Raw genomic sequence first — 18,371 nt, forward strand, 5'->3', positions numbered from 1 at the left:
TTCCCTTCTTGTCTGGTTGCTTCAGGTCTTTTCTTCGGAAGCGGCTGTGATAGCCGTTTCCAGGTCACTCCACAGCGCCTCGGTTCCCTCGAGGCCGACATGGAGACGCACGGACCGCGGATGGACGCCGAACGCCATCGCGGAATTGGGTTGGGCCTTCTGCTGCAGCACGACCTCGCCGGGCACGATGAGGCTTTCGTGGCCGCCCCAGGACACGCCTAGCTTGAACAGCTTGAGGTGGTCGGCAAACGTCCGGATGTCGATGCCGTCGCGGAAGACAAATGAGAACAGGCCCGACGTGCCGGTGAGCCCCGCAGGAAGCAGGTTGGCCAACCCCGGATGGCAGACCTTCTCGACGATCGGATGATCCTGCAGGCGCCGTGCGATTTCGAGGCCGGAGGCCTGATGCGCGCGCATCCGGATCGGCAGTGTGCGCAAGCCACGAATCAAGAGCCAGGCGTCGAATGGCGACAGCTTGCCGCCGAGATATGGGTAGGCTTCGCCGCGGATGCGGCCAATCAAGTCCTTCGAGCCCGCGACCACGCCGGCGACGACGTCGCTGTGGCCACCCAGATACTTGGACGCGGAGTGGACAACCACATCGACGCCGAGCGACAGCGGCCGCTGGAAGACCGGGCTGGCCCAGCTGTTGTCGATGATGGTCGGGATGCCGCGGGACTTTGCCAGCGCAGCGAGCGCACCGATGTCATGGGTTTCCATGACCCAGCTGGTCGGGCTTTCCATATAGAACAGCTTGGCGCCAGGCAGGGCGCTCGCGACAGCGGCTTCGTCGCGCCCGTCGACATAGGTCACCTCGATGCGCATGCGCGCGAGCAGCGTCCCGAACAGCCGGAACGCGTCCGGGTAGATATGCCTGACCGCGACGATGCGGTCGCCCGGCTCGACGAAGCTCAGCACTGCCGACGAGATGGCGGACATGCCGCTCGCAAAACCGATCGCGTCCTCGGCGCCCTCCAGCTTTGCCAGCATTTCCTCGAACATGCGCACGGTCGGGTTTAGCCCGCGCGTGTAGGTCGGCCGCACCTTTTCGCCGCGGTACGTCTCGAGCATCTCGTCATAGTTCGGGAAGGTGAAGAGCGAGGTCTGCACGATCGGCGGCACGACGGCATCGAAGGCGTTGCCCTCGTCATGCGCGGCGATCAGCGATGCCTGGTCGAAAAAATCGGGACCGTTCATTTCGACATTTCCTCGATATCCTCTTCCACGATCTCGAGGATCTTCAGCGTTTTTCCCCGCGCCAGCTCCGCGTCCCTGGCGACGATGGCATCGAACAGTTCGCGGTGATACGGGAACGATCGCCGCGCGAAATCCTGCCGGTCAAAAGGATGGTCCCAAAAGCGCTCGAACGCTTCGCGCATCTGCCCCAGGAGCTGCCGGAAAAGCGGGTTGTGCGTGGCGTCGTAGACGGCCAGGTGAAAGGCCAGGTCTTCCGGACCCGACGTGCCGGTGGCGAGATGGACGCGCTCCATCTCGATGAGTTTTTCCTCGATCGTCCGCAGATCGTCGACAGTCCGCCGCCGCGCCGCGACCATGCTTGCCTCGGCCTCGATGCCGCGGCGTACCTCGAGGGTGTGCAAGAGACCATCGCGCAGCTCTGCCGTATCGAGCGACAGCGGCAAATGGATCGTGCCGGCGGATATCGGCTTGAGCAGATAGGTGCCGCTGCCTTTGCGGGTCTCGGTGACGCCGAGCGCTTCGAAACGCCCCATCGCCTCGCGTATCGTCGAGCGCCCGACGGAAAGCGCGGCCATCAATTCGCGTTCGGTCGGAAGCCGGTCACCGCTCTTCAACGCAGCGCGCTCGACATAGTCGGCCAGCGCTTCCATGACCTGCTTGCCGCGATCCAATGGCGGGAGCGTGGCGATTGCCACACGCGTAGCAGATGCCCCGGGCAGTTCGCCGCGCGCTCGCATGGGAACCTACATACAAAATTGGTCTGACATCTTAGCAGATTTGCGCGCGGCCGACCTTTCGTCAAGTGCCCTGGGCAGTGTCTCAGTTTGCATTTCGGCTCACGACCCGCTGTGGAACCTTAAACCTTGCCGCAAAGGCTTCCGCTGCGACGTTGCAAAAATCAGGTGCAAAAACTGTCGTTTAAACGGGGATTTTGCGACAGTCGCTTTGAGCCAGAGCTACCGTTCAGCCTCATCCTGGAGAGAGGCCATCGAGGAGGAAACCGAGGCCTTTCCGGAAGGTGCCGCCCCAATCGTTATCCAACAGCAGACGAGAGCGTTCGATTGTCGGGTAGCGTTCGCTGAGACGTGTAAGGCGTTGCTGCGCGGCGACCCTGTCGTCGTCCGAGAGGTCGAAGCTCGCCCGGGTGATGGTGGCGCCCATCACATAGTTCCAGAGCGACCATATCGCGACGTTCACATCTGCGTCCGCAACCCCGGCTCTGGACAAGGTGTTGCTCAGCAGTTCCAGGCGACTGAGTATGTTCGGGCCGAGTGCCCGGCGCGGCAACAGCGATGCCGACCAGGGATGGCGCAGCATGCTGGCGCGCCAGTCTTCGAGCATATGAACGACATCTCCGCGCCAGTCTCGAGACTCAACCATTTGCGGCGGTCCGCGATATTCGAGCACCGAGTCGAGCGCCAGATCAAAGACATCCTCTTTGTTGTCGACGTGCCAATACAGGCTCATCACGCCCGAACCGAGGCGATCGGCCAGCCGACGCATCGTCAATCCGTCGACTCCCTGGGCGTCCAGCAGTTCTACCGCGGTCGCCACGATGCGTTCCCGAGAGAGCGGCGGTTCACTGCGCGGCTCCTGCACGGGCTGGAGCCGCTCATTTATCCCTCGTTTGCTCCGGGCGCCGCTGCGTTTTGCAGCCATCCGTCTCCCTCGCTGTTCAGAACGTCGATTTTGAACCGGCAACGCGACGAATGTCGATCTTGAACGATTGACTCGTACGGCGTACCATACGATGACTCGTACATCGCACGAGTCATCGTATGGGCGATACGGTTAAAGTTCAATCATGCCGGCCGCGAGGGTACGTTGCTCGCAGAGCCAAGAGAAAATCATGTCACGCGCAAATCAAGCATCTGCTTATCGGAGGGCTAATCATCATGACCATTGGAGTTCCCGCTGCGACAACAGCGAGTGAGAAGGATCTCAAGCTGACCATCGTCAATCCACAAAACCTCTACGACCCGTCGCCGAATGGCTACAGCACGGCGGTGATCACGCCCCGCGATGGCCGGGTGGCCTACATCTCCGGACAGGGCGGCCAAGACAGCACGGGAGCCTTGTCGCCCGACTTCGCTGTCCAGGTTGGGCAGGCCTACGCAAATTTGCGTACCGCCCTCGATGAGCTCGGTGCCAGGCCGGATCAGGTCGCCAAGCTCACGGTCTTCGTGGTCGATCACGATATGTCCAAGCTTGAGGTGTTGACCAAGAACGTCAAGAAAATGTTCGGTGAGGCGCTGCCGGCGCAGACCCTGATTCCCGTTCCCAAGCTTGCAATTGACCCCATGCTCTTCGAGGTGGAGGCCGTCGTCATTCTGGAGTAGTGATGCCGGTCGCCCTTCGCACATATCCTGAGCTTCGCGATAGTTTCACCCTGTCCATCCGGTCAATGGTTTGCCTGTCGCAAATGTCCCTCGCAAAAGTGGGTGTCTCGCGACCGATTTTTGCGACAGCCGCAAGAGGCGCTCGCCACCCGAATGCGACGGTCATGTATTGTGCGGATCGAGGAGCCGAATGTGATGGCATTGGATGGTGTACGTGCCTTGGTATTCGACGTATTCGGCACTGTCGTCGATTGGCGCAGCGGCGTGGCGCGCGAAGCTGAATCGTTCCTGAAGCGGCATGGAGCAGTATCCGCCATTCCTACCGCTTTCGCGGATGCGTGGCGCAGCCGTTACTCCCCAGCGATGGAGGAGGTGCGCAGCGGCCGGCGGCCTTTTACACGGCTCGACGTGCTGCATCGGGAGAATCTGGAAGCTGTTTTGCCAGAATTCGGGATCGACCCGGCTTCGGTGGCAGCGTCCGAACTGGACGAACTGAACCTGGCATGGCACCGATTGGAGCCATGGCCGGACGCGGTGGCCGGCCTCACACTGCTGAAGGCCCGCTATATCATCGCACCGCTCTCGAACGGTAACATCGTCCTCATGCTCAACATGGCGAAGCGTAGTCGCATCCCCTGGGATGCGATCCTCGGCGCCGAAGTCGTGCAGGCGTACAAGCCGATGCCGCAAGCCTATCTTCGCACCGCTGACGTCCTGGCAATGAAGCCAGCTGAGATCTGTCTTGTGGCCGCCCACAATGGCGACCTTGCAGCGGCTCGGGCATGCGGATTGCGAACAGCCTTTGTCCCGCGTCCGACCGAGCACGGGTTAGCGCAGACCACGGACTTGCACCCTGATCAGGCCTGGGACCTGGTGGCCAGCGACTTCATTGACTTGGCTGAACGGCTTCAGGTGTAGCGCGTCTCAACGATCAGCAAACCACCCCCTTCAGTGTTCTTCCCGGTTTCGGTCCGATGCTTTCTTCGGCGTCGTGAGCCAATTGCTCCGCGATCTATCCCGGGTTGCGGATAGCCAAGATGGCAGGCTTTACTACGCCTTGCGTTCCCAGCGCCGGTCCCGCCCTTCACCGAGCGACTGCCAGAATCCCGAGCACCGACGCGACGGTAGCGAGCAGGATTCGAACGTTGTGGACCATGAGCCAGGTGTCTAGCCGGGCGGGCACCTGATCCAGGGGAATCGACTTGGTGGCGAATTGCGCGTTGGTCGGAAGGAACCAGGCCATAGTGAGAACCAGAACGGCAGCGACACAGGCGATCGCCCCGATCCACAGTGCACGTAGTCCTCCCTCGCTCCAGCTGAGCCAGATCGAACCGATCAGGCCGATGAGGGTCGGAACGACGACAAGGGGGATCGTCCTTATGATGAACCGGTCGTTCTGGCTAAACCAATCGAGGAATTCGGCAGCCGGAAGGCTCTTCCAGTAGCCGCCCAACGTTACGCCGATCGTCAGCATGACGCCGGCGAACATCGCCGAACCAGAGATAGCGAGAATGTTGAATAGGAGTCGCAACGGAATCTCTCCTGCCTTTCTTTTCTTTCGATTTTGATGACTTCGAATTCTTGCTGACGCCACGCCTACGCGAGGCAGACGCCCGCCACGCCGACTTTTTGAAACAGGTGCGGGGAAGCGACCGCCGAAGCTTGATAGACTGAGAGTTTCGCCCTGAACTCCGGATGCATGAACGCAGTCCGGAAGTCTGCTGTCGATCCCCAGACGGCATAGTTCAGATAAGTAGGACTTTCGCCGACCGCGCGGTGAAGCTGGGTCGAGATGAAACCCGGCTGCTGTTTCATGAACAGCGCATCGTCCTGCCAGGCTCGGAGAAAGGTCTGTTCGTCCGCCTTGTCGAGCGTGAATACGTTCACAAGCACGACGGAAGCAGCATCGATTGCGATCTGACGTTCGATCGGGAATGCAGGGTCCAGTGGGCGCATAAGAGACATGATAGGTTCCTTTCCAATTTGGTTATACGATGTCGATCTGGTATGATGCACACGTAGCTAATTGACATTATAATGTCAATACCATCCTATGGTGACAAATGGACGAAACAACGAAGACCCCAAATCGAACGCCGGCGGGTGAAGCCTTGACCGATCTCATTCTCGGCCTGTTCAGGGTCAATAACCTGACTTTGACGTGGGGCGATCGGCTCGTGGCTCCGCTTGGGCTGACCAGCGCCCGTTGGCAGATCCTCGGCGCCATTGTCGCAGCCGAACGCCCGCAGCCGGTCGCGTGGCTCGCACGCGATCTCGGTGCCAACCGCCAGAACGTGCAGCGCATCGTCAACGATTTGGCGAAGGAAGGGCTCGTCAGGTTCGAACCCAATCCGCATCACCGCCGCGCGCACCTTGTCGTGCTAACCGATAAGGGACAGCAGACCTATGATGCCGCGATCAGATTGTACGAACCACGGGTCAACACGCTCGCGGAGGGGTTTCCCATCGAAGACCTCGAAACGGCCGGCCGTGTCATGAAGGCGCTGCGGAAGAAATTCGAAGGAGAAGAAGATGCTGAAGAGCAGAGCTGATCGCTACGGCACGATAGCGGTCTCAATTCACTGGCTGAGCCCCTTCTGATTCTGGCCCTGCTGGGCTCCGGCTTTCAGGCAGCGAAGGCCATGGATGCGGCCACCACTGCGGTTTCCTCCGTGTCACATTCCGGTAGCGATCATAGTCCTGCTTCTCTCACGGCCTTCCGTATCGTCTGGTGGCGGCGGTTCGATCGGAAGCCGTTTCCTCTGGAGGGATCGCCTCGCTCGCAGGAGCGTGTCGCGTGCTGGGTTCACGTCGCCTTCTACGTTGTCATTCTGCGTATGGCTGCCAGCGGCATCGGGATAGCCAACGCGGCAGCTTTACGCCTTGCGTTCCCAGCGCCGGTCTGAAGACTGCTGCCAGTAGGTGACCGCGTGGCCGGCTTCCTTCATCGTCTTCCAGTGCGTGCGCGCCGCCTCGACCTGGGCCGCATCGTGGCCGTCGAACAGGAACACGGCGCGTTCATAGCCGAGAAGCTCCGGCGGCACCGCGCCGTCGACCAGGAAGCGTATCTGCGCTTCGTTGGGGTTGTCCTGGCCGGTTGTCAAAAGGATCGGCTGCTCGGCCAGATAGGATTCGCGGTCGGTCGCATGCGCCAGGAAGGAATCGTCTCTGAAAATCCAAAGATGCTGGTCCAGCGCGTCGCGCCGCTCCTCGGTGCCGGTCTGCACCACGGCGCGCCAACCGCGATCGACGCTGCGCTCGAGCAGGCCGGGCAGCGCATCCTCCAGAGTCGATTCGGTCAGGTGGTAGAACAGGACGTCGGCCATGATTGCGCCTTGAAAGGCCTCACCCCTCGTAGTTGTCGCGCACCAGCCGGTCGAGCAGTCTGACGCCGAAGCCGGAGGCCCATGACTGGTTGATCTCGCTGGACGGCGCGCCCATCGCGGTGCCGGCGATGTCGAGATGCGCCCAGGGAGTATCCTTGACGAAGCGCTGCAGGAACTGCGCCGCGATGATGGCGCCGCCATAGCGGCCGCCGATGTTCTTCATGTCGGCATTTTTCGAATCGATCAGCTTGTCGTATTCGGTGCCGAGCGGCATTCGCCACACTCGTTCCTGCGTCGCCTGCCCGGCGCTCGTCAGCCTGTTCGCCAATTCGTCATTGTTGGAGAACAGGCCGGCATAATGCTGGCCGAGCGCGACCATGGTGGCGCCGGTCAGCGTCGCCAGATTGACCATGAATTTCGGCTGGAAGCGATCGTTGCAGTACCACAGCGCATCGGCCAGAACCAGACGGCCTTCGGCGTCGGTGTTGAGCACCTCGATGGTCTGGCCCGACATCGAGGTGACGATGTCGCCGGGGCGCTGCGCATGGCCGTCAACGGCATTTTCCACCAGCCCGATGACGCCGACGACATTGGTCTTGGCCTTGCGGGCGGCCAGCGCGTGCATCAGCCCGGTCACGGCCGCCGCGCCGCCCATGTCGCCCTTCATGTCCTCCATGCCGGAGGCCGTCTTTATCGAATTGCCGCCGGTGTCGAATGTGACGCCCTTGCCGACGAAGGCAATCGGGCTGTCCTTGGCCTTGCCGCCGTTCCATCGCATGACGGCCAGGCGGGCGCCACGCGGCGAGCCTTGCGCAACGCCGAGCAGCGCGCCCATGCCGAGCTTCTTCATCTCCTTCTCGACCAGGATCTCGACCGTGACGCCGAGCGCTTCCAGTTCGTTGACGCGGGCGGCGAATTCCACCGGCCCGAGTATATTGGCCGGTTCGTTGACCAGATCGCGCGCCAGCAGCACCCCGTCGATTACCGCCGCCTCGTCGGCGAATGCCTTTTTCGCCGCAGCCGGATCGGTGGTATGGATGGTCACCTTGACCGGCTTTTTGGGCTCGGCCTTGTTGCCGTCGCGCTGGCCGTCGCCATTCTCCTTTTTCGTCTTGTACTTGTCGAAGGCATAGCTGCGCAGAAGGATGCCCGCGGCAAGCTGTGCCGCTTGCCTGCCGCCGACGTCAGCACCCGGCAGATCGAGCACGACGGCCACCTCTGTCGCCTTGCGCAGGGACGCAGCGATGGTGCCGCCAAGCTTGAGCCAGGCATGGTCGTCGAGCCCCGAGACCTTGCCGGCGCCGACCGCCACCAGCCGGTCGAGCGATGTGCCCTCCGGCGCCAGCACTTCGACCAGGCCGGCGAATTTGCCGGAAAAGTCGGCCACCGGAAACGCCCGCTCCAGGGTCTTTGCCGGATCGCAAGCCTTTGCAGCATCGCCGAGACCGCCATCGTTGGCCGCCAGCACGAAGACACTGCCCTTTTTGGGCGCTGCGAATTTGGCGAAGGCGATCGAAGGTCTCGAAGTCATCATGTCCTGCTTTCGGGAACGGCGTTGGATTTTTGGGAGAGTGCCTTGGCGAAACTAGATATTTGGCTGTTTCCGATCGGAAGCACCACCCCAATTTTCAATCATCACCCCTGCCTGACGATCCTCCTGCGCGAATGCGTTGGCCTGAATTCGTGCGTTTGGCGAAGCAACCGCGAATGCTTGGCCGCATGCCGGTAAACCACAGGCCGGGCAATTTCGGGTTCGTCTCGCCGCCGTCGCAGCTACGGCGGCCAGGACCGTGATCGGCGCGACATTTGGTCGTTTTCCGGCATTTGGCAAGACTTTGCCGGAATCCGATCCCATATGGCGGATGGAATCGATGGCGATTCGTCGCGGCACGGCCCCGCTTTCCTGCCGCAACGTGTTGTTAACCATTGATGTTCGCCCTTTCTTATCCATTGCCGCCGACACTCCGGCCCACCGGAAATATCGATCTGGGACGGGAACCAGATCGAACCGCCAACGGACCGGTTGTAGAGTCGTCGCCGGGCGACTACCTTGTCTGGAGGCATGATGCCGTTCGGCAAAATCGAGAAAAGCCTTCATGAAGGTCGTTGAACGCTACATCATGCGTCGTGCGTTGGCGGTCTTCCTGGCAGCGCTCATCTGGACGCTGGCGATCGTGTGGACGACGCAGGTGCTCGCCCGCATCGACCTTGTCACCGACAGCGGGCAGTCGGCGCTGACCTTCTTCGAAGTCGCTGCGCTGATCATTCCGTCGATCGTCCCGATCGTCGTGCCTTTCGCCCTGGTGGTCGCGGTCGCCCAGACACTGAGCGCGATGAATTCCGATTCTGAGCTTGCCGTCTTGAACGCCGCGGGCGCTTCGCGCTGGACCATCGTCAGGCCGATCATGCTCCTGGCGCTGGCGGCCAGCATCTTTTCGTTTGCCGTCGACAACGGCGTCGACCCCTATGCACGACAGAAAAACCGCGAGCTGGTGGCGTCTTCGCGTGCCGATCTTCTGTCGCTGATTATCCAGGAAGGCACCTTCCGCAAGATCGATGACGGCTTGTTCCTGCAGATTGGCGAGCGGCTTCCGGACAACCGCCTTGGCGGCATTTTCGTCGCCGATTCACGCGAAGAGGGCGTCAACCTTATCTACTACGCCAAGAGCGGCGCCATCATCGATAGCGGCGACGAGAGGGTGCTGATGATGAACGACGGCGTTATCCATCGCGAAACGCTGGCCGGCGATCTTTCGGTCATCCGGTTCACCTCCTATGCCTTCGACCTGTCCGCCTTCATGTCAGCCTCATCGGACGTATTGCTCTTGCCGAAGGACCGGACGACCCAGTACCTGCTCAATCCCAGTCCGAACGACAAGATATTCCAGAAAAGGCCGAACAAGTACCTGGCCGAGCTCCACCAGCGTTTTTCCGAATGGTCCTATTCACTCGTTTTCGCGCTGATCGCGCTTGCAGTGGCGGGAGACGCGCGCTCCCATCGCGAGGCGCGCATTCATCCGCTGATCACGGCCATCGCGATTGCGCTTTTCGTGCGCTGGCTTGGTTTCTTTGCCGCCGGCAAGGCCGACAACGTTCCGCAATACACCTATATGGTCTACGGCGTCCCTATCGTGGCGTCCGCAGTCGCGACATGGTTCATCGTCTCCAACCGGACCATGGAGCTGCCGGTCGCCTGGGCCGACTGGATGACGAATTTCGCCGGCCGCTTCGGTGACGGCTGGAGCGCCCTGAAGCTCCGCTTCGCCAGGCGCGGCGCTTCTGGCCAAGGGGCCGGCTGATGGGCTGGATACGCTAATGGGCTGGACTCTGGGCAGATACTTCTTCTTCCGCTACGTGACGATCACCATCTGGTTCTTCATCGGCCTCCTGGCGCTTGTGTTCCTGATCGACTTCACCGAGCTTTCCGGCCGCACGACCGGCTTGCCGGGTTTTACCTACGGCACGGCGTTCGCCATTTCAGGGTTGCGGATGCCGATGATCATGCTGCAGACGGTGCCCTTCGTCGGCCTGTTCTCGGCGATGGCAACGCTGGTCTCGCTCAACCGCAGATATGAACTGGTCATCGCGCGTTCGGCCGGTGTGTCCGCATGGCAATTCCTGCTGCCGTGCTGCATCGGGGCGCTGCTGTTCGGGGTGTTGTCGGTCGGCGTCATCAACCCGATCGCTGCGCATGCGTTTTCCTGGTCCGAAAAAATCGAAACCCAGCTCCGCTCCGGCAAGTCGACCACCGTCTCGGCCGACGCCGAGCCCTGGATCCGGCAGAAAACCAGTTCCGGCGATACCATTATCGGCGCGCGCGCCATTCTCAATCAGGGCCTGGAGATGGCCGACGCCGTCTTCTTCGTCCTCAACCCGCAAGGTGACATCGTCGAACGCAAGGACGCGGCGCACGCCTTTTTGCGGGACGGCTACTGGGAACTGCAGGACGTCAAGGTTTTCCGGGACGGCAACATCCAGTCGGTGGCAAGCGACCGGGTGCCGACCAATCTCAAGCCCGAATTCGTGCAAGAGCGGCTGGCGCGCCCGGAAACCATTCCTTTCTATGATCTGCCCGGCAAGATCGAGGTTGCCCGCTCCTTCGGCCTCAAGGCAAATGCCTTTGCCATGCAGTTCGATTCGCTGGTGGCGCTGCCGTTCCTTCTCGTCGCCATGACGCTGATCGCCGCAACGGTGTCGATGCGATTTGCGAGGATGGGCCAATCCGCAACGATGATTCTGGGTGGCGTCCTGGCCGGGTTTCTGCTTTATGTCGTGACAGTGCTGGTCAAGGCATTCGGCGTGGCGGGATTCGTACCCACAGTCGTGGCTGCATGGGTTCCGGTTGTCGTGGCTATGTTCTTCGGGGTGACTTTCTTGCTGTACAAGGAAGACGGCTAGTGAGGGGGGCGGTTTTACGCATCCATAGGCAGGCCGGTTTGGCGCGCCTCTATGGGGCGAGCGCCTTGGCATGCCTGCTCGCTTGCGTCGTCCCGAATATCCCGGCTTTTGCCCAGGATATCAGCGACATGGCAGCCGACGTTCCCGCCGGCTCGCAAATGCTGCTGGCGGCGGATACGCTGGTCTATGACAACGACAACCAGACAGTGACGGCCGTCGGCGGCGTGCAGATCGATTACGGCGGCAACCGCCTCGTCGCCCAGCGGGTCGAATACAATCGCAACACCAAACGCCTCGTCGCCAGCGGCAATGTCGAGGTCATCAACAGCGACGGCACCAAGATCTATTCGCAGCACGTCGACATCACCGACGATTTCGCCGACGGCTTCGTCAACGCGCTGCGTGTCGAAACCGTCGACAAGGCTTATTTCGCCGCCGAAAGCGCGGAGCGCATGGGCGGCGTGTTGACGACGTTCCACAACGGCGTCTACACGGCGTGCGAGCCGTGCGAGGACAAACCGGACAAAGCGCCTACCTGGCGCATCAAGGCCAGAAAGATCATCTGGAACGGCGAAAAGAAGACGGTTCGCTTCGAGAATTCGAATTTCGAGTTCTTCGGCTTTCCGCTCGCCTATCTGCCGGCCTTCGAGATTGCCGACCCGACCGTCAAGCGCAAGAGCGGCTTCCTGATTCCAGGCATCGCCTACGAGAGCGATCTCGGCATCGGCGTCAAAGTTCCCTATTATTTCGCGCTCTCACCAACTTACGATCTCACCGTCACCGGCAGCGGCTATACCAAGCAGGGCTTCCTCGGCGAAGCCGAGTGGCGCCAGCGCTTCAACAACGGCCAGTACAGCCTGAAGATCGCCGGCATCCGGCAAGAGGATCCCGACGAGTTCATCAACAGCGACGGGCACAATGTCGATTCGGGTGCGCCCGGCGACCCGAACAAGTTTCGCGGCATGATGGGCACCAAGGGCCAGTTCGCTATCAATCCGCGCTGGGACTTCGGCTGGGATGTCCTGTTGCAGACCGACAAGAACTTCTCACGCACCTACGCCATCGAGGACTTCAACGACAGCGTGCATCGCTCCTCGATCTACCTGACCGGCCTCAACGGCCGCAACTATTTCGACGTGCGCGCCATGCGCTTCGAGGTCCAGGAAGAGACACTCCCTGACGATCCGACCGCACTCGCCGGCAAGCAGCCCTGGGTGCTGCCCTCGCTCGACTACGCCTACATCCCCGACATGGCGGTGGGCGGCGGGCAGTTGTCGTTCAATGTCAACGCGCAGACCATCAGCCGCGACAGGCTGGATACGGTCCTTGCCGATCCGAACAACAATGCATCCGTCAACAGAGTCCGCGGCATCGAGGGCCAGTCGGGCCGTCTCACCGCCGAAGCGGAATGGAAGCGCACCTTCACCACCGATGGTGGGCTGCTGCTGACGCCGCTGCTGGCGCTGCGCGGCGACGCAGGCTATGTCAATGCCTCTTCGGGATCGCTCAATGCCATCAATCAGATGGCGTCTAACCTCGGCGTCGACGACGATATGCGATCGTCGCTCGCCCGCTTCATGGCGACCGCCGGGCTGGAAATGCGTTGGCCGGTGCTGTTCTCGTCGACCAGTTCCAGCCACATCTTCGAGCCGATGGCGCAGGTGTTCGTGCGTCCGAACGAGCAATATGTCGGCGGCCTCGCTGTCCCCAACGAGGACGCGCAGAGCTTCGTCTTTGACGCCACGACATTGTTCGAGCGCGACAAGTTCTCCGGTTACGACCGCTTGGAAGGCGGCACGCGCGCCAATATCGGGCTGCGCTATTCCGGCGCCTATGACAATGGCTGGAGCACCAACGCGCTGTTCGGCCAATCCTACCAGATTGACGGCCAGAACTCCTTCGCGGCGCCGGACCTTGTCAACGTCGGCGCCGATTCGGGCCTCGAGAACGCGACCTCCGATTATGTCGGCCTTGTCGGCTTCAACAGCCCCAGGGGGCTTTCCGGCTCGGTCAGCGGCCGCTTCGACGAGCAGAGCTTCGAGGTTCGCCGCGCCGAGGTGAAGGCAGCCTATTCCGGCCTGCCGATTTCGTTCAGTGCCAAATACGCCTTCATCCAGGCGCAGCCACTCTATGGCTTCACGACCGATCGCCACGAGGTCACGCTCGGCGCGTCGACGCAACTTGCAGAGAACTGGCGTGTCTTCGGAACCGGCACCTACGATCTGGAGCAAAGCGTCCTTGTCAAGGACGGGGTCGGCTTTGCCTATAGTGATTCATGCTTCACCTACTTGATGACATTCTCGGAATCCCGCGACCTGAGCACCAAGGAAGTGTCGCAGAACATCGGTTTCAACCTGTCGTTCCGCACGCTCGGCGATTTCGGCTCGACACAAAGTTCCATCGACACTGTCCAGTAGCAGACGACTGGCCAGCAGCAGACGATCGGAACGGGCGGCCGGCCAACGCATCGGCCCGAAATCGGGAATTGATTTTCGGAAAGCACGATTCAAAGTGTCAGAGCGTATCTTGTACGTCCAAGTGGACGCACATCGCTTCTGACGACATCGTTTCGCCGCATAGGGCAGGCACGGATTCCAGCTCCCTCAAAATGGGATAGAATTGGGCCGGAACCGAGATAGAATTGGGATGCTTTCGATGAGGAAATACCTCTTTTCGGCAGGGTTCGCGCTGCTGGTGGCGGCGACCTCGGCCTCGATCACCATGATGACGCCGCCGGCTTTCGCCAGCCAGATAAAATACGTCGTCAACAACGTACCGATCACCACCGGCGACATCCAGCATCGGGCTGCCTTCCTGCGCCTGCAGCGCAAGAAAGGCGACGCCGCCGAGGAGATGATCGAGCAGACGCTGCGCGTCGCCGAAGCCAAGCGTCTCGGCATCCGCATCAGCGACGCCCAGGTCGACGCCGCCTATCAGCGCTTTGCCACGACCAACAAGATGCAGCTCAAGCAACTCGACGGCGTCATGGCGCAGTCCGGCGTCGGCAAGGAGCATTTCAAGGAATTCATCCGCTCCCAGATGGCCTGGAACCAGGCGCTGACCGCGCGCCATCGCTCCGACAGCGGCGGCGCCATGAGCGAGCAGGACGTGGTCAGGCGCATGCTCGACAATGGCGGCACCAAGCCAACCGCCATGGAGTACATGCTGCAGCAGGTCATCTTCGTCGTGCCGGCGGCCGAGCGCAGCGCGACGCTGGCCAAGCGCAAACGCGAGGCCGACGTCATGCGCGCCCGCTTCAACGGCTGCAACACCTCGCGCGAATTTGCCAAGGGCCTGATCGACGTCACCGTGCGCGATCTCGGCCGGATACTGGCGCCGCAATTGCCGCCGGACTGGGCCGACCAGATCAAGGCCACCAAGGTCGGCGGCGCCACCGCCACGCGCGAAACAGACCGCGGCGTCGAGTTCATCGGCATCTGCTCGTCGCGCGAAGTGTCCGACGACAAGGCCGCCCAGATGGTGTTCCAGAGCGAAGGCTCGAGCGGCAAGGATGCCGACGAGCTCACCAAGAAGTATGTCGAGGAGTTGCGGAAGAAAGCCCGCATCGTTGAGCGCTGAAGTCGCCAGAGGCAGAGCTTCCGCTGGCGCTGAGCGCCGGTGATCCATCCGGCGTCGGGCCGGAAATCGCCATTGCTGCCTGGCAGGCGCGCGACAGCGCCGGTGTGCCGCCCTTCTATCTTATCGCCGATCCGGCGTTGATCGCCGCACGGGCGCGCCTGCTCGGCGCCGATGTGCCAATCACGGAGACAATGCCAGCCGAAGCGGCGCGCGTCTTTACACGCGCGCTGCCCATCATGCCGCTTGCCATCCGCTTCGTCGACAGCCCCGGCCGGCCGGACCCAGCCAACGCCGCCGGCATCATCGAGGCGATCGACCGCGCTGTTGACGACTGCCTTGGCGGCCGCGCAGCAGCAGTCGTCACGTGCCCGATCGCCAAGAAGCCGCTCTACGATGCCGGCTTCCATTTCCCCGGCCACACCGAATATCTGGCGCATCTGGCGACGCTCCACACCGGCGCAGATGCGATGCCGGTGATGATGATCGCCGGTCCCGAGTTGCGCACGGTTCCGGTCACCATCCACATTGCGCTGCGCGAGGTGCCGAAAACGCTGACGACGGAGTTGATCGTCGCGACCGCCCGCATCACCGCCGCCGACCTCGAACACCGCTTCGGCATCGCCAAGCCGCGGCTTGCCATTGCCGGCCTCAATCCGCATGCCGGCGAAGGCGGCGCGATGGGCGCCGAGGACGAGCGCATCATCCGCCCGGCGGTCGACAGGCTGAGGGCGGAGGGCATCGACGCCTTCGGGCCGCTGCCGGCCGACACGCTGTTCCATGCCCGCGCCCGAGCCGGCTACGATGTGGCGCTGTGCATGTATCACGACCAGGCGCTGATCCCGGCCAAGGCGCTGGCCTTCGACGAGGCGGTCAACGTCACGCTCGGCCTACCCTTCATCCGCACCTCACCGGATCACGGCACCGCCTTCGATATCGCCGGCAAGGGCATAGCCCGGGCCGACAGCCTGATCGCGGCGCTAAGGCTCGCCCGCAGGCTTGCCGACACCGGGACGAGGGCTGCCGCCGCATGAGCCTGTGCATGAGAGCGGTCGCATGAGCATCGACGGGCTGCCGCCGTTGCGCACGGTGATCGAACGCCATGGGCTGCAGGCGAAAAAGGCGCTCGGCCAGAATTTCCTGCTCGACCTCAACCTGACCGGCAAGATCGCGCGCGCCGCCGGCGACCTGAAGGACGCCACGGTGATCGAGGTCGGTCCGGGTCCCGGCGGCCTGACCCGGGCGCTGCTTTCCCACGGCGCCGGTCGGGTCATCGCCATCGAGCGCGACGAGCGCTGCCTGGCAGCGCTCGCGGAGGTGTCAGATCACTATCCGGGCCGTTTGGAGATCATTGCCGGCGATGCGCTGAAGACGGATTTTGCAGCGCTTGCCAAAGGGGCACATGGGGGCAATGGATCTGTGAGGATCGTCGCCAACCTGCCCTACAATATCGGCACCGAACTTTTGATACGCTGGCTGACCGTCGCCGAGTGGCCGCCCTTCTACGCATCGATGACGCTGATGTTCCAGCGCGAGGTGGCCGAGCGCATCGTCGCCCGCCCCGGCAGCGATGCCTATGGCCGGCTGGGCGTGCTGGCAGGCTGGCGGACGGAGGCAAAAATCGCTTTCGACGTGCCGCCGCAAGCGTTCACGCCGCCGCCCAAGGTTGTGTCGTCGGTGGTGCATCTGGTGCCGCGGGCGAGTCCCCTGCCCGCCGAGGTCAAGAAGCTCAGCCGCGTCACCGAAGCGGCCTTCGGCCAGCGCCGCAAAATGCTGCGGCAGAGCGTCAAGAGCCTCGGCGGCGAAGCCCTGCTCAGCCGCGCCGGCATCGATCCGACGCGGCGGGCGGAAACCTTGAGCGTCGAGGAATTCGTGCGACTGACCAACGCGGTGTGATTGCGCCGGCCCCTAGTCCGTCTTCTCGTCGAGCAACGCCGAGACGAAATCGAACAGGCCGGGCCGGCGATCGCGTCTGAGCCGCTCGGCGGTGACGATGCCGCGCACTTCGGCGAAGGCACGGTCGAGATCGTCGTTGATGATGACGAAATCATATTCCTTCCAGTGCTCGATCTCGTTGCGGGCGTTCTTCAGACGCGTCTCGATCACCGATTCCTGGTCCTCGGCGCGGCGCTTCAGCCGCGCCTTCAATTCTTTCATCGAGGGCGGCAGGATGAAAATCGAGACGATGTCGGCGCGCATCTTCTCCTTGAGCTGCTGGGCGCCCTGCCAGTCGATGTCGAACAGCATGTCGCGGCCCTGTGCCAGCGCCAGTTCGGCCGGTTCACGCGGCGTCGCATAGCAATTGCCATGCACTTCGGCCCATTCGAGCAGTTCGTCTGAATCGCGCAGCCGCTCGAACTCGCGCATGGTGCGGAAATGATAGTGGACGCCCTCGATCTCGCTGCCGCGGCGTGGCCGCGTGGTGACGGAGACCGACAGTTCGAGACTGGAATCGCTCTCCAGAAGATTGCGCGCGATCGTCGACTTGCCGGCGCCGGACGGCGACGACAGCACGAGCATCAGACCCCGGCGGCGAATGCGGGAACCCAAATCCCTGGCAACCATAGGCTCCTTGGCAACCATCAGGGTTACTCCAGATTCTGGACCTGTTCGCGAAACTGGTCGACCACCGCCTTCAGCTCCAGCCCTATGGCGGTGACACCAGCGGCGTTCGACTTCGAACACAGCGTATTCGATTCGCGGTTGAATTCCTGCGCCAGAAAATCGAGCTTGCGGCCGATGGCGCCGCCGCCTGCCAGCAGCACCCGGCCGGACGCCACATGCGTCTTCAGCCGATCGATCTCCTCGCGGATGTCGGCCTTGGTGGCCAGGAACGCCGCTTCCATATGCAACCGGCTGGCGTCGAGATTGGCGGAGGCATCCATCAGCAGCCGAACCTGCTCGGCAATCCGTTCGCGGATCACCGCCGGCTCGCGCGACGGATCGGCCTCGGCGCGCAGCGTCAGCGCCTCGATAGCGTCGATATGGCCGGACAGTAGCGAGCGCAGGGCGGCGCCCTCGCCCTGGCGTGCCTGCTCCAGCCCGCCCAGCGCCACTTCGAGCGCCGAGAGAATTGCGCTGTCGAGCACCGCCCGCGCCTCTTCGGTTTCGGTGGTTTCGGGGATGTCGAGCACGCCGCGTAGCGAAAGCAGCCCGTCGGCTGTCGCAGGCGCTGCGCCGAACTGCTCCTGCAGCCGCTTGGCCAGCCGTGCCAGATCCCTAAGGAAGACCTCGTTGACCACTGGCTGCGCCTGCTGGCCGGCGGCGCGGCCGACGGTCAGCGTTGCCTGGAAATTGCCGCGCGCAAAGCGCTTTTGCACCGTCTGCCTGACGGCCGGCTCCAGTCGCTCGAGGCCCTGCGGCAGCCGCAGCCTGACCTCGACGCTCTTGCCGTTGACCGACTTGACCTCCCAGGCGATCGACGTGCCGTCATGTTCGGCGACGGCCCGCGCAAAACCGGTCATGCTCTGCAAATTCATAATGCCCTTGCTTCCCCCTGGCGCATGATCCCGGAAGCGGTTCCGGGCCAGATCAT

At 62.5% G+C, this 18,371-nt stretch carries 19 protein-coding genes; 9 read left to right on the plus strand and 10 right to left on the minus strand.

Annotated features, from left to right (window positions below; translation table 11 throughout):
* Positions 1 to 21 precede the first annotated feature (21 nt).
* The 3 genes from AC0NIE_RS25985 to AC0NIE_RS25995 all read right to left on the minus strand — a co-directional run bounded on the left by AC0NIE_RS25985 (position 22) and on the right by AC0NIE_RS25995 (position 2,856).
* Positions 22 to 1,197 (minus strand): PLP-dependent transferase, encoded by a 1,176-nt coding sequence (locus tag AC0NIE_RS25985; RefSeq protein WP_473486710.1) that lies wholly within the window; start codon positions 1,195 to 1,197, stop codon positions 22 to 24.
* Positions 1,194 to 1,934 carry a FadR/GntR family transcriptional regulator gene (locus tag AC0NIE_RS25990; RefSeq protein ID WP_473486709.1) on the minus strand — a complete coding sequence of 247 codons (741 nt, stop codon included), beginning with the start codon at positions 1,932 to 1,934 and terminating at the stop codon, positions 1,194 to 1,196. The genes AC0NIE_RS25985 and AC0NIE_RS25990 overlap by 4 nt, the downstream gene beginning before the upstream one ends.
* Positions 1,935 to 2,166: 232 nt before the next feature.
* Positions 2,167 to 2,856 (minus strand): TetR/AcrR family transcriptional regulator, encoded by a 690-nt coding sequence (locus AC0NIE_RS25995; protein WP_473486708.1) that lies wholly within the window; start codon positions 2,854 to 2,856, stop codon positions 2,167 to 2,169.
* A gap of 236 nt (positions 2,857 to 3,092) precedes the next feature.
* On the opposite strand from AC0NIE_RS25995, the gene AC0NIE_RS26000 reads away from it, so the two are divergent.
* Positions 3,093 to 3,536: a RidA family protein gene (locus AC0NIE_RS26000; protein ID WP_473486707.1), complete on the plus strand. Its 444-nt coding sequence runs from the start codon at positions 3,093 to 3,095 to the stop codon at positions 3,534 to 3,536.
* Positions 3,537 to 3,731: 195 nt separating this feature from the next.
* The gene (locus tag AC0NIE_RS26005; RefSeq protein ID WP_473486706.1) at positions 3,732 to 4,454 is read left to right on the plus strand and encodes a haloacid dehalogenase type II; all 723 of its coding nucleotides are present in this window, start codon (positions 3,732 to 3,734) and stop codon (positions 4,452 to 4,454) included.
* A 166-nt stretch (positions 4,455 to 4,620) separates the two neighbouring features.
* Here AC0NIE_RS26005 and AC0NIE_RS26010 read toward each other — a convergent pair whose 3' ends face one another.
* Positions 4,621 to 5,067 carry an anthrone oxygenase family protein gene (locus AC0NIE_RS26010; protein WP_473486705.1) on the minus strand — a complete coding sequence of 149 codons (447 nt, stop codon included), beginning with the start codon at positions 5,065 to 5,067 and terminating at the stop codon, positions 4,621 to 4,623.
* A gap of 65 nt (positions 5,068 to 5,132) precedes the next feature.
* A complete protein-coding gene (locus AC0NIE_RS26015) occupies positions 5,133 to 5,501 on the minus strand; it encodes an antibiotic biosynthesis monooxygenase family protein (protein WP_473486704.1) in 369 nt (122 codons plus the stop codon).
* Between the two features lie 98 nt (positions 5,502 to 5,599).
* Between AC0NIE_RS26015 and AC0NIE_RS26020 the strand changes: the two genes are divergently transcribed.
* Entirely contained in the window at positions 5,600 to 6,088 is a 489-nt protein-coding gene (locus tag AC0NIE_RS26020) for a MarR family winged helix-turn-helix transcriptional regulator (RefSeq protein WP_473486703.1), read from the plus strand.
* A gap of 324 nt (positions 6,089 to 6,412) precedes the next feature.
* Here AC0NIE_RS26020 and AC0NIE_RS26025 read toward each other — a convergent pair whose 3' ends face one another.
* From AC0NIE_RS26025 to AC0NIE_RS26035, 3 genes are read right to left on the minus strand one after another with little or no spacing between them, the layout of a single operon-like run.
* Positions 6,413 to 6,862: a DNA polymerase III subunit chi gene (locus AC0NIE_RS26025; RefSeq protein ID WP_473486702.1), complete on the minus strand. Its 450-nt coding sequence runs from the start codon at positions 6,860 to 6,862 to the stop codon at positions 6,413 to 6,415.
* Between the two features lie 19 nt (positions 6,863 to 6,881).
* On the minus strand, positions 6,882 to 8,393 hold the full coding sequence (locus tag AC0NIE_RS26030) for a leucyl aminopeptidase (protein ID WP_473486772.1): 1,512 nt from the start codon (positions 8,391 to 8,393) through the stop codon (positions 6,882 to 6,884).
* Between the two features lie 54 nt (positions 8,394 to 8,447).
* Positions 8,448 to 8,813: a hypothetical protein gene (locus tag AC0NIE_RS26035; RefSeq protein WP_473486701.1), complete on the minus strand. Its 366-nt coding sequence runs from the start codon at positions 8,811 to 8,813 to the stop codon at positions 8,448 to 8,450.
* A gap of 145 nt (positions 8,814 to 8,958) precedes the next feature.
* Between AC0NIE_RS26035 and lptF the strand changes: the two genes are divergently transcribed.
* The 6 genes from lptF to rsmA all read left to right on the plus strand — a co-directional run bounded on the left by lptF (position 8,959) and on the right by rsmA (position 16,732).
* Positions 8,959 to 10,161, plus strand: coding sequence for an LPS export ABC transporter permease LptF (gene lptF / locus AC0NIE_RS26040; RefSeq protein ID WP_473486700.1), 1,203 nt, complete (start codon positions 8,959 to 8,961; stop codon positions 10,159 to 10,161).
* 16 nt (positions 10,162 to 10,177) lie between these two features.
* Positions 10,178 to 11,260, plus strand: coding sequence for an LPS export ABC transporter permease LptG (gene lptG, locus AC0NIE_RS26045; RefSeq protein ID WP_473486699.1), 1,083 nt, complete (start codon positions 10,178 to 10,180; stop codon positions 11,258 to 11,260).
* A gap of 128 nt (positions 11,261 to 11,388) precedes the next feature.
* Complete coding sequence (locus AC0NIE_RS26050; protein ID WP_473486698.1) at positions 11,389 to 13,677, plus strand: LPS-assembly protein LptD; 2,289 nt, start codon at positions 11,389 to 11,391, stop codon at positions 13,675 to 13,677.
* Between the two features lie 229 nt (positions 13,678 to 13,906).
* Positions 13,907 to 14,839: a peptidylprolyl isomerase gene (locus AC0NIE_RS26055; RefSeq protein ID WP_473486697.1), complete on the plus strand. Its 933-nt coding sequence runs from the start codon at positions 13,907 to 13,909 to the stop codon at positions 14,837 to 14,839.
* Positions 14,836 to 15,870 carry a 4-hydroxythreonine-4-phosphate dehydrogenase PdxA gene (gene pdxA, locus AC0NIE_RS26060; protein WP_473486771.1) on the plus strand — a complete coding sequence of 345 codons (1,035 nt, stop codon included), beginning with the start codon at positions 14,836 to 14,838 and terminating at the stop codon, positions 15,868 to 15,870. Before AC0NIE_RS26055 ends, pdxA begins: the two co-directional genes overlap by 4 nt.
* A gap of 22 nt (positions 15,871 to 15,892) precedes the next feature.
* Complete coding sequence (gene rsmA / locus AC0NIE_RS26065) at positions 15,893 to 16,732, plus strand: 16S rRNA (adenine(1518)-N(6)/adenine(1519)-N(6))-dimethyltransferase RsmA (RefSeq protein WP_473486696.1); 840 nt, start codon at positions 15,893 to 15,895, stop codon at positions 16,730 to 16,732.
* A 12-nt stretch (positions 16,733 to 16,744) separates the two neighbouring features.
* Here the strand turns inward: rsmA and gmk are convergent, their stop codons facing one another.
* Both gmk and AC0NIE_RS26075 read right to left on the minus strand, forming a co-directional pair.
* A complete protein-coding gene (gene gmk, locus AC0NIE_RS26070; protein ID WP_473486695.1) occupies positions 16,745 to 17,419 on the minus strand; it encodes a guanylate kinase in 675 nt (224 codons plus the stop codon).
* 5 nt (positions 17,420 to 17,424) lie between these two features.
* Positions 17,425 to 18,315, minus strand: coding sequence for a YicC/YloC family endoribonuclease (locus AC0NIE_RS26075; protein WP_473486694.1), 891 nt, complete (start codon positions 18,313 to 18,315; stop codon positions 17,425 to 17,427).
* Positions 18,316 to 18,371 lie beyond the last annotated feature (56 nt).

The organism is Mesorhizobium sp. WSM4842 (genome assembly GCF_055901575.1).

Coding starts and splice junctions, on each gene's coding strand:
- AC0NIE_RS25985 (WP_473486710.1), bottom strand. CDS start 1,197: ATGAACGGTCCCGATTTTTTCGACCAGGCATCGCTGATCGCCGCGCAT.
- gmk (WP_473486695.1), bottom strand. CDS start 17,419: ATGGTTGCCAAGGAGCCTATGGTTGCCAGGGATTTGGGTTCCCGCATT.
- rsmA (WP_473486696.1), top strand. CDS start 15,893: ATGAGCATCGACGGGCTGCCGCCGTTGCGCACGGTGATCGAACGCCAT.
- AC0NIE_RS26025 (WP_473486702.1), bottom strand. CDS start 6,862: ATGGCCGACGTCCTGTTCTACCACCTGACCGAATCGACTCTGGAGGAT.
- AC0NIE_RS26075 (WP_473486694.1), bottom strand. CDS start 18,315: ATGAATTTGCAGAGCATGACCGGTTTTGCGCGGGCCGTCGCCGAACAT.
- AC0NIE_RS26000 (WP_473486707.1), top strand. CDS start 3,093: ATGACCATTGGAGTTCCCGCTGCGACAACAGCGAGTGAGAAGGATCTC.
- AC0NIE_RS25995 (WP_473486708.1), bottom strand. CDS start 2,856: ATGGCTGCAAAACGCAGCGGCGCCCGGAGCAAACGAGGGATAAATGAG.
- AC0NIE_RS26055 (WP_473486697.1), top strand. CDS start 13,907: ATGCTTTCGATGAGGAAATACCTCTTTTCGGCAGGGTTCGCGCTGCTG.
- AC0NIE_RS26005 (WP_473486706.1), top strand. CDS start 3,732: ATGGCATTGGATGGTGTACGTGCCTTGGTATTCGACGTATTCGGCACT.
- lptF (WP_473486700.1), top strand. CDS start 8,959: ATGAAGGTCGTTGAACGCTACATCATGCGTCGTGCGTTGGCGGTCTTC.
- AC0NIE_RS26020 (WP_473486703.1), top strand. CDS start 5,600: ATGGACGAAACAACGAAGACCCCAAATCGAACGCCGGCGGGTGAAGCC.
- AC0NIE_RS26050 (WP_473486698.1), top strand. CDS start 11,389: ATGGCAGCCGACGTTCCCGCCGGCTCGCAAATGCTGCTGGCGGCGGAT.
- AC0NIE_RS26015 (WP_473486704.1), bottom strand. CDS start 5,501: ATGTCTCTTATGCGCCCACTGGACCCTGCATTCCCGATCGAACGTCAG.
- AC0NIE_RS26030 (WP_473486772.1), bottom strand. CDS start 8,393: ATGACTTCGAGACCTTCGATCGCCTTCGCCAAATTCGCAGCGCCCAAA.
- AC0NIE_RS25990 (WP_473486709.1), bottom strand. CDS start 1,934: ATGCGAGCGCGCGGCGAACTGCCCGGGGCATCTGCTACGCGTGTGGCA.
- AC0NIE_RS26035 (WP_473486701.1), bottom strand. CDS start 8,813: ATGGATAAGAAAGGGCGAACATCAATGGTTAACAACACGTTGCGGCAG.
- lptG (WP_473486699.1), top strand. CDS start 10,178: ATGGGCTGGACTCTGGGCAGATACTTCTTCTTCCGCTACGTGACGATC.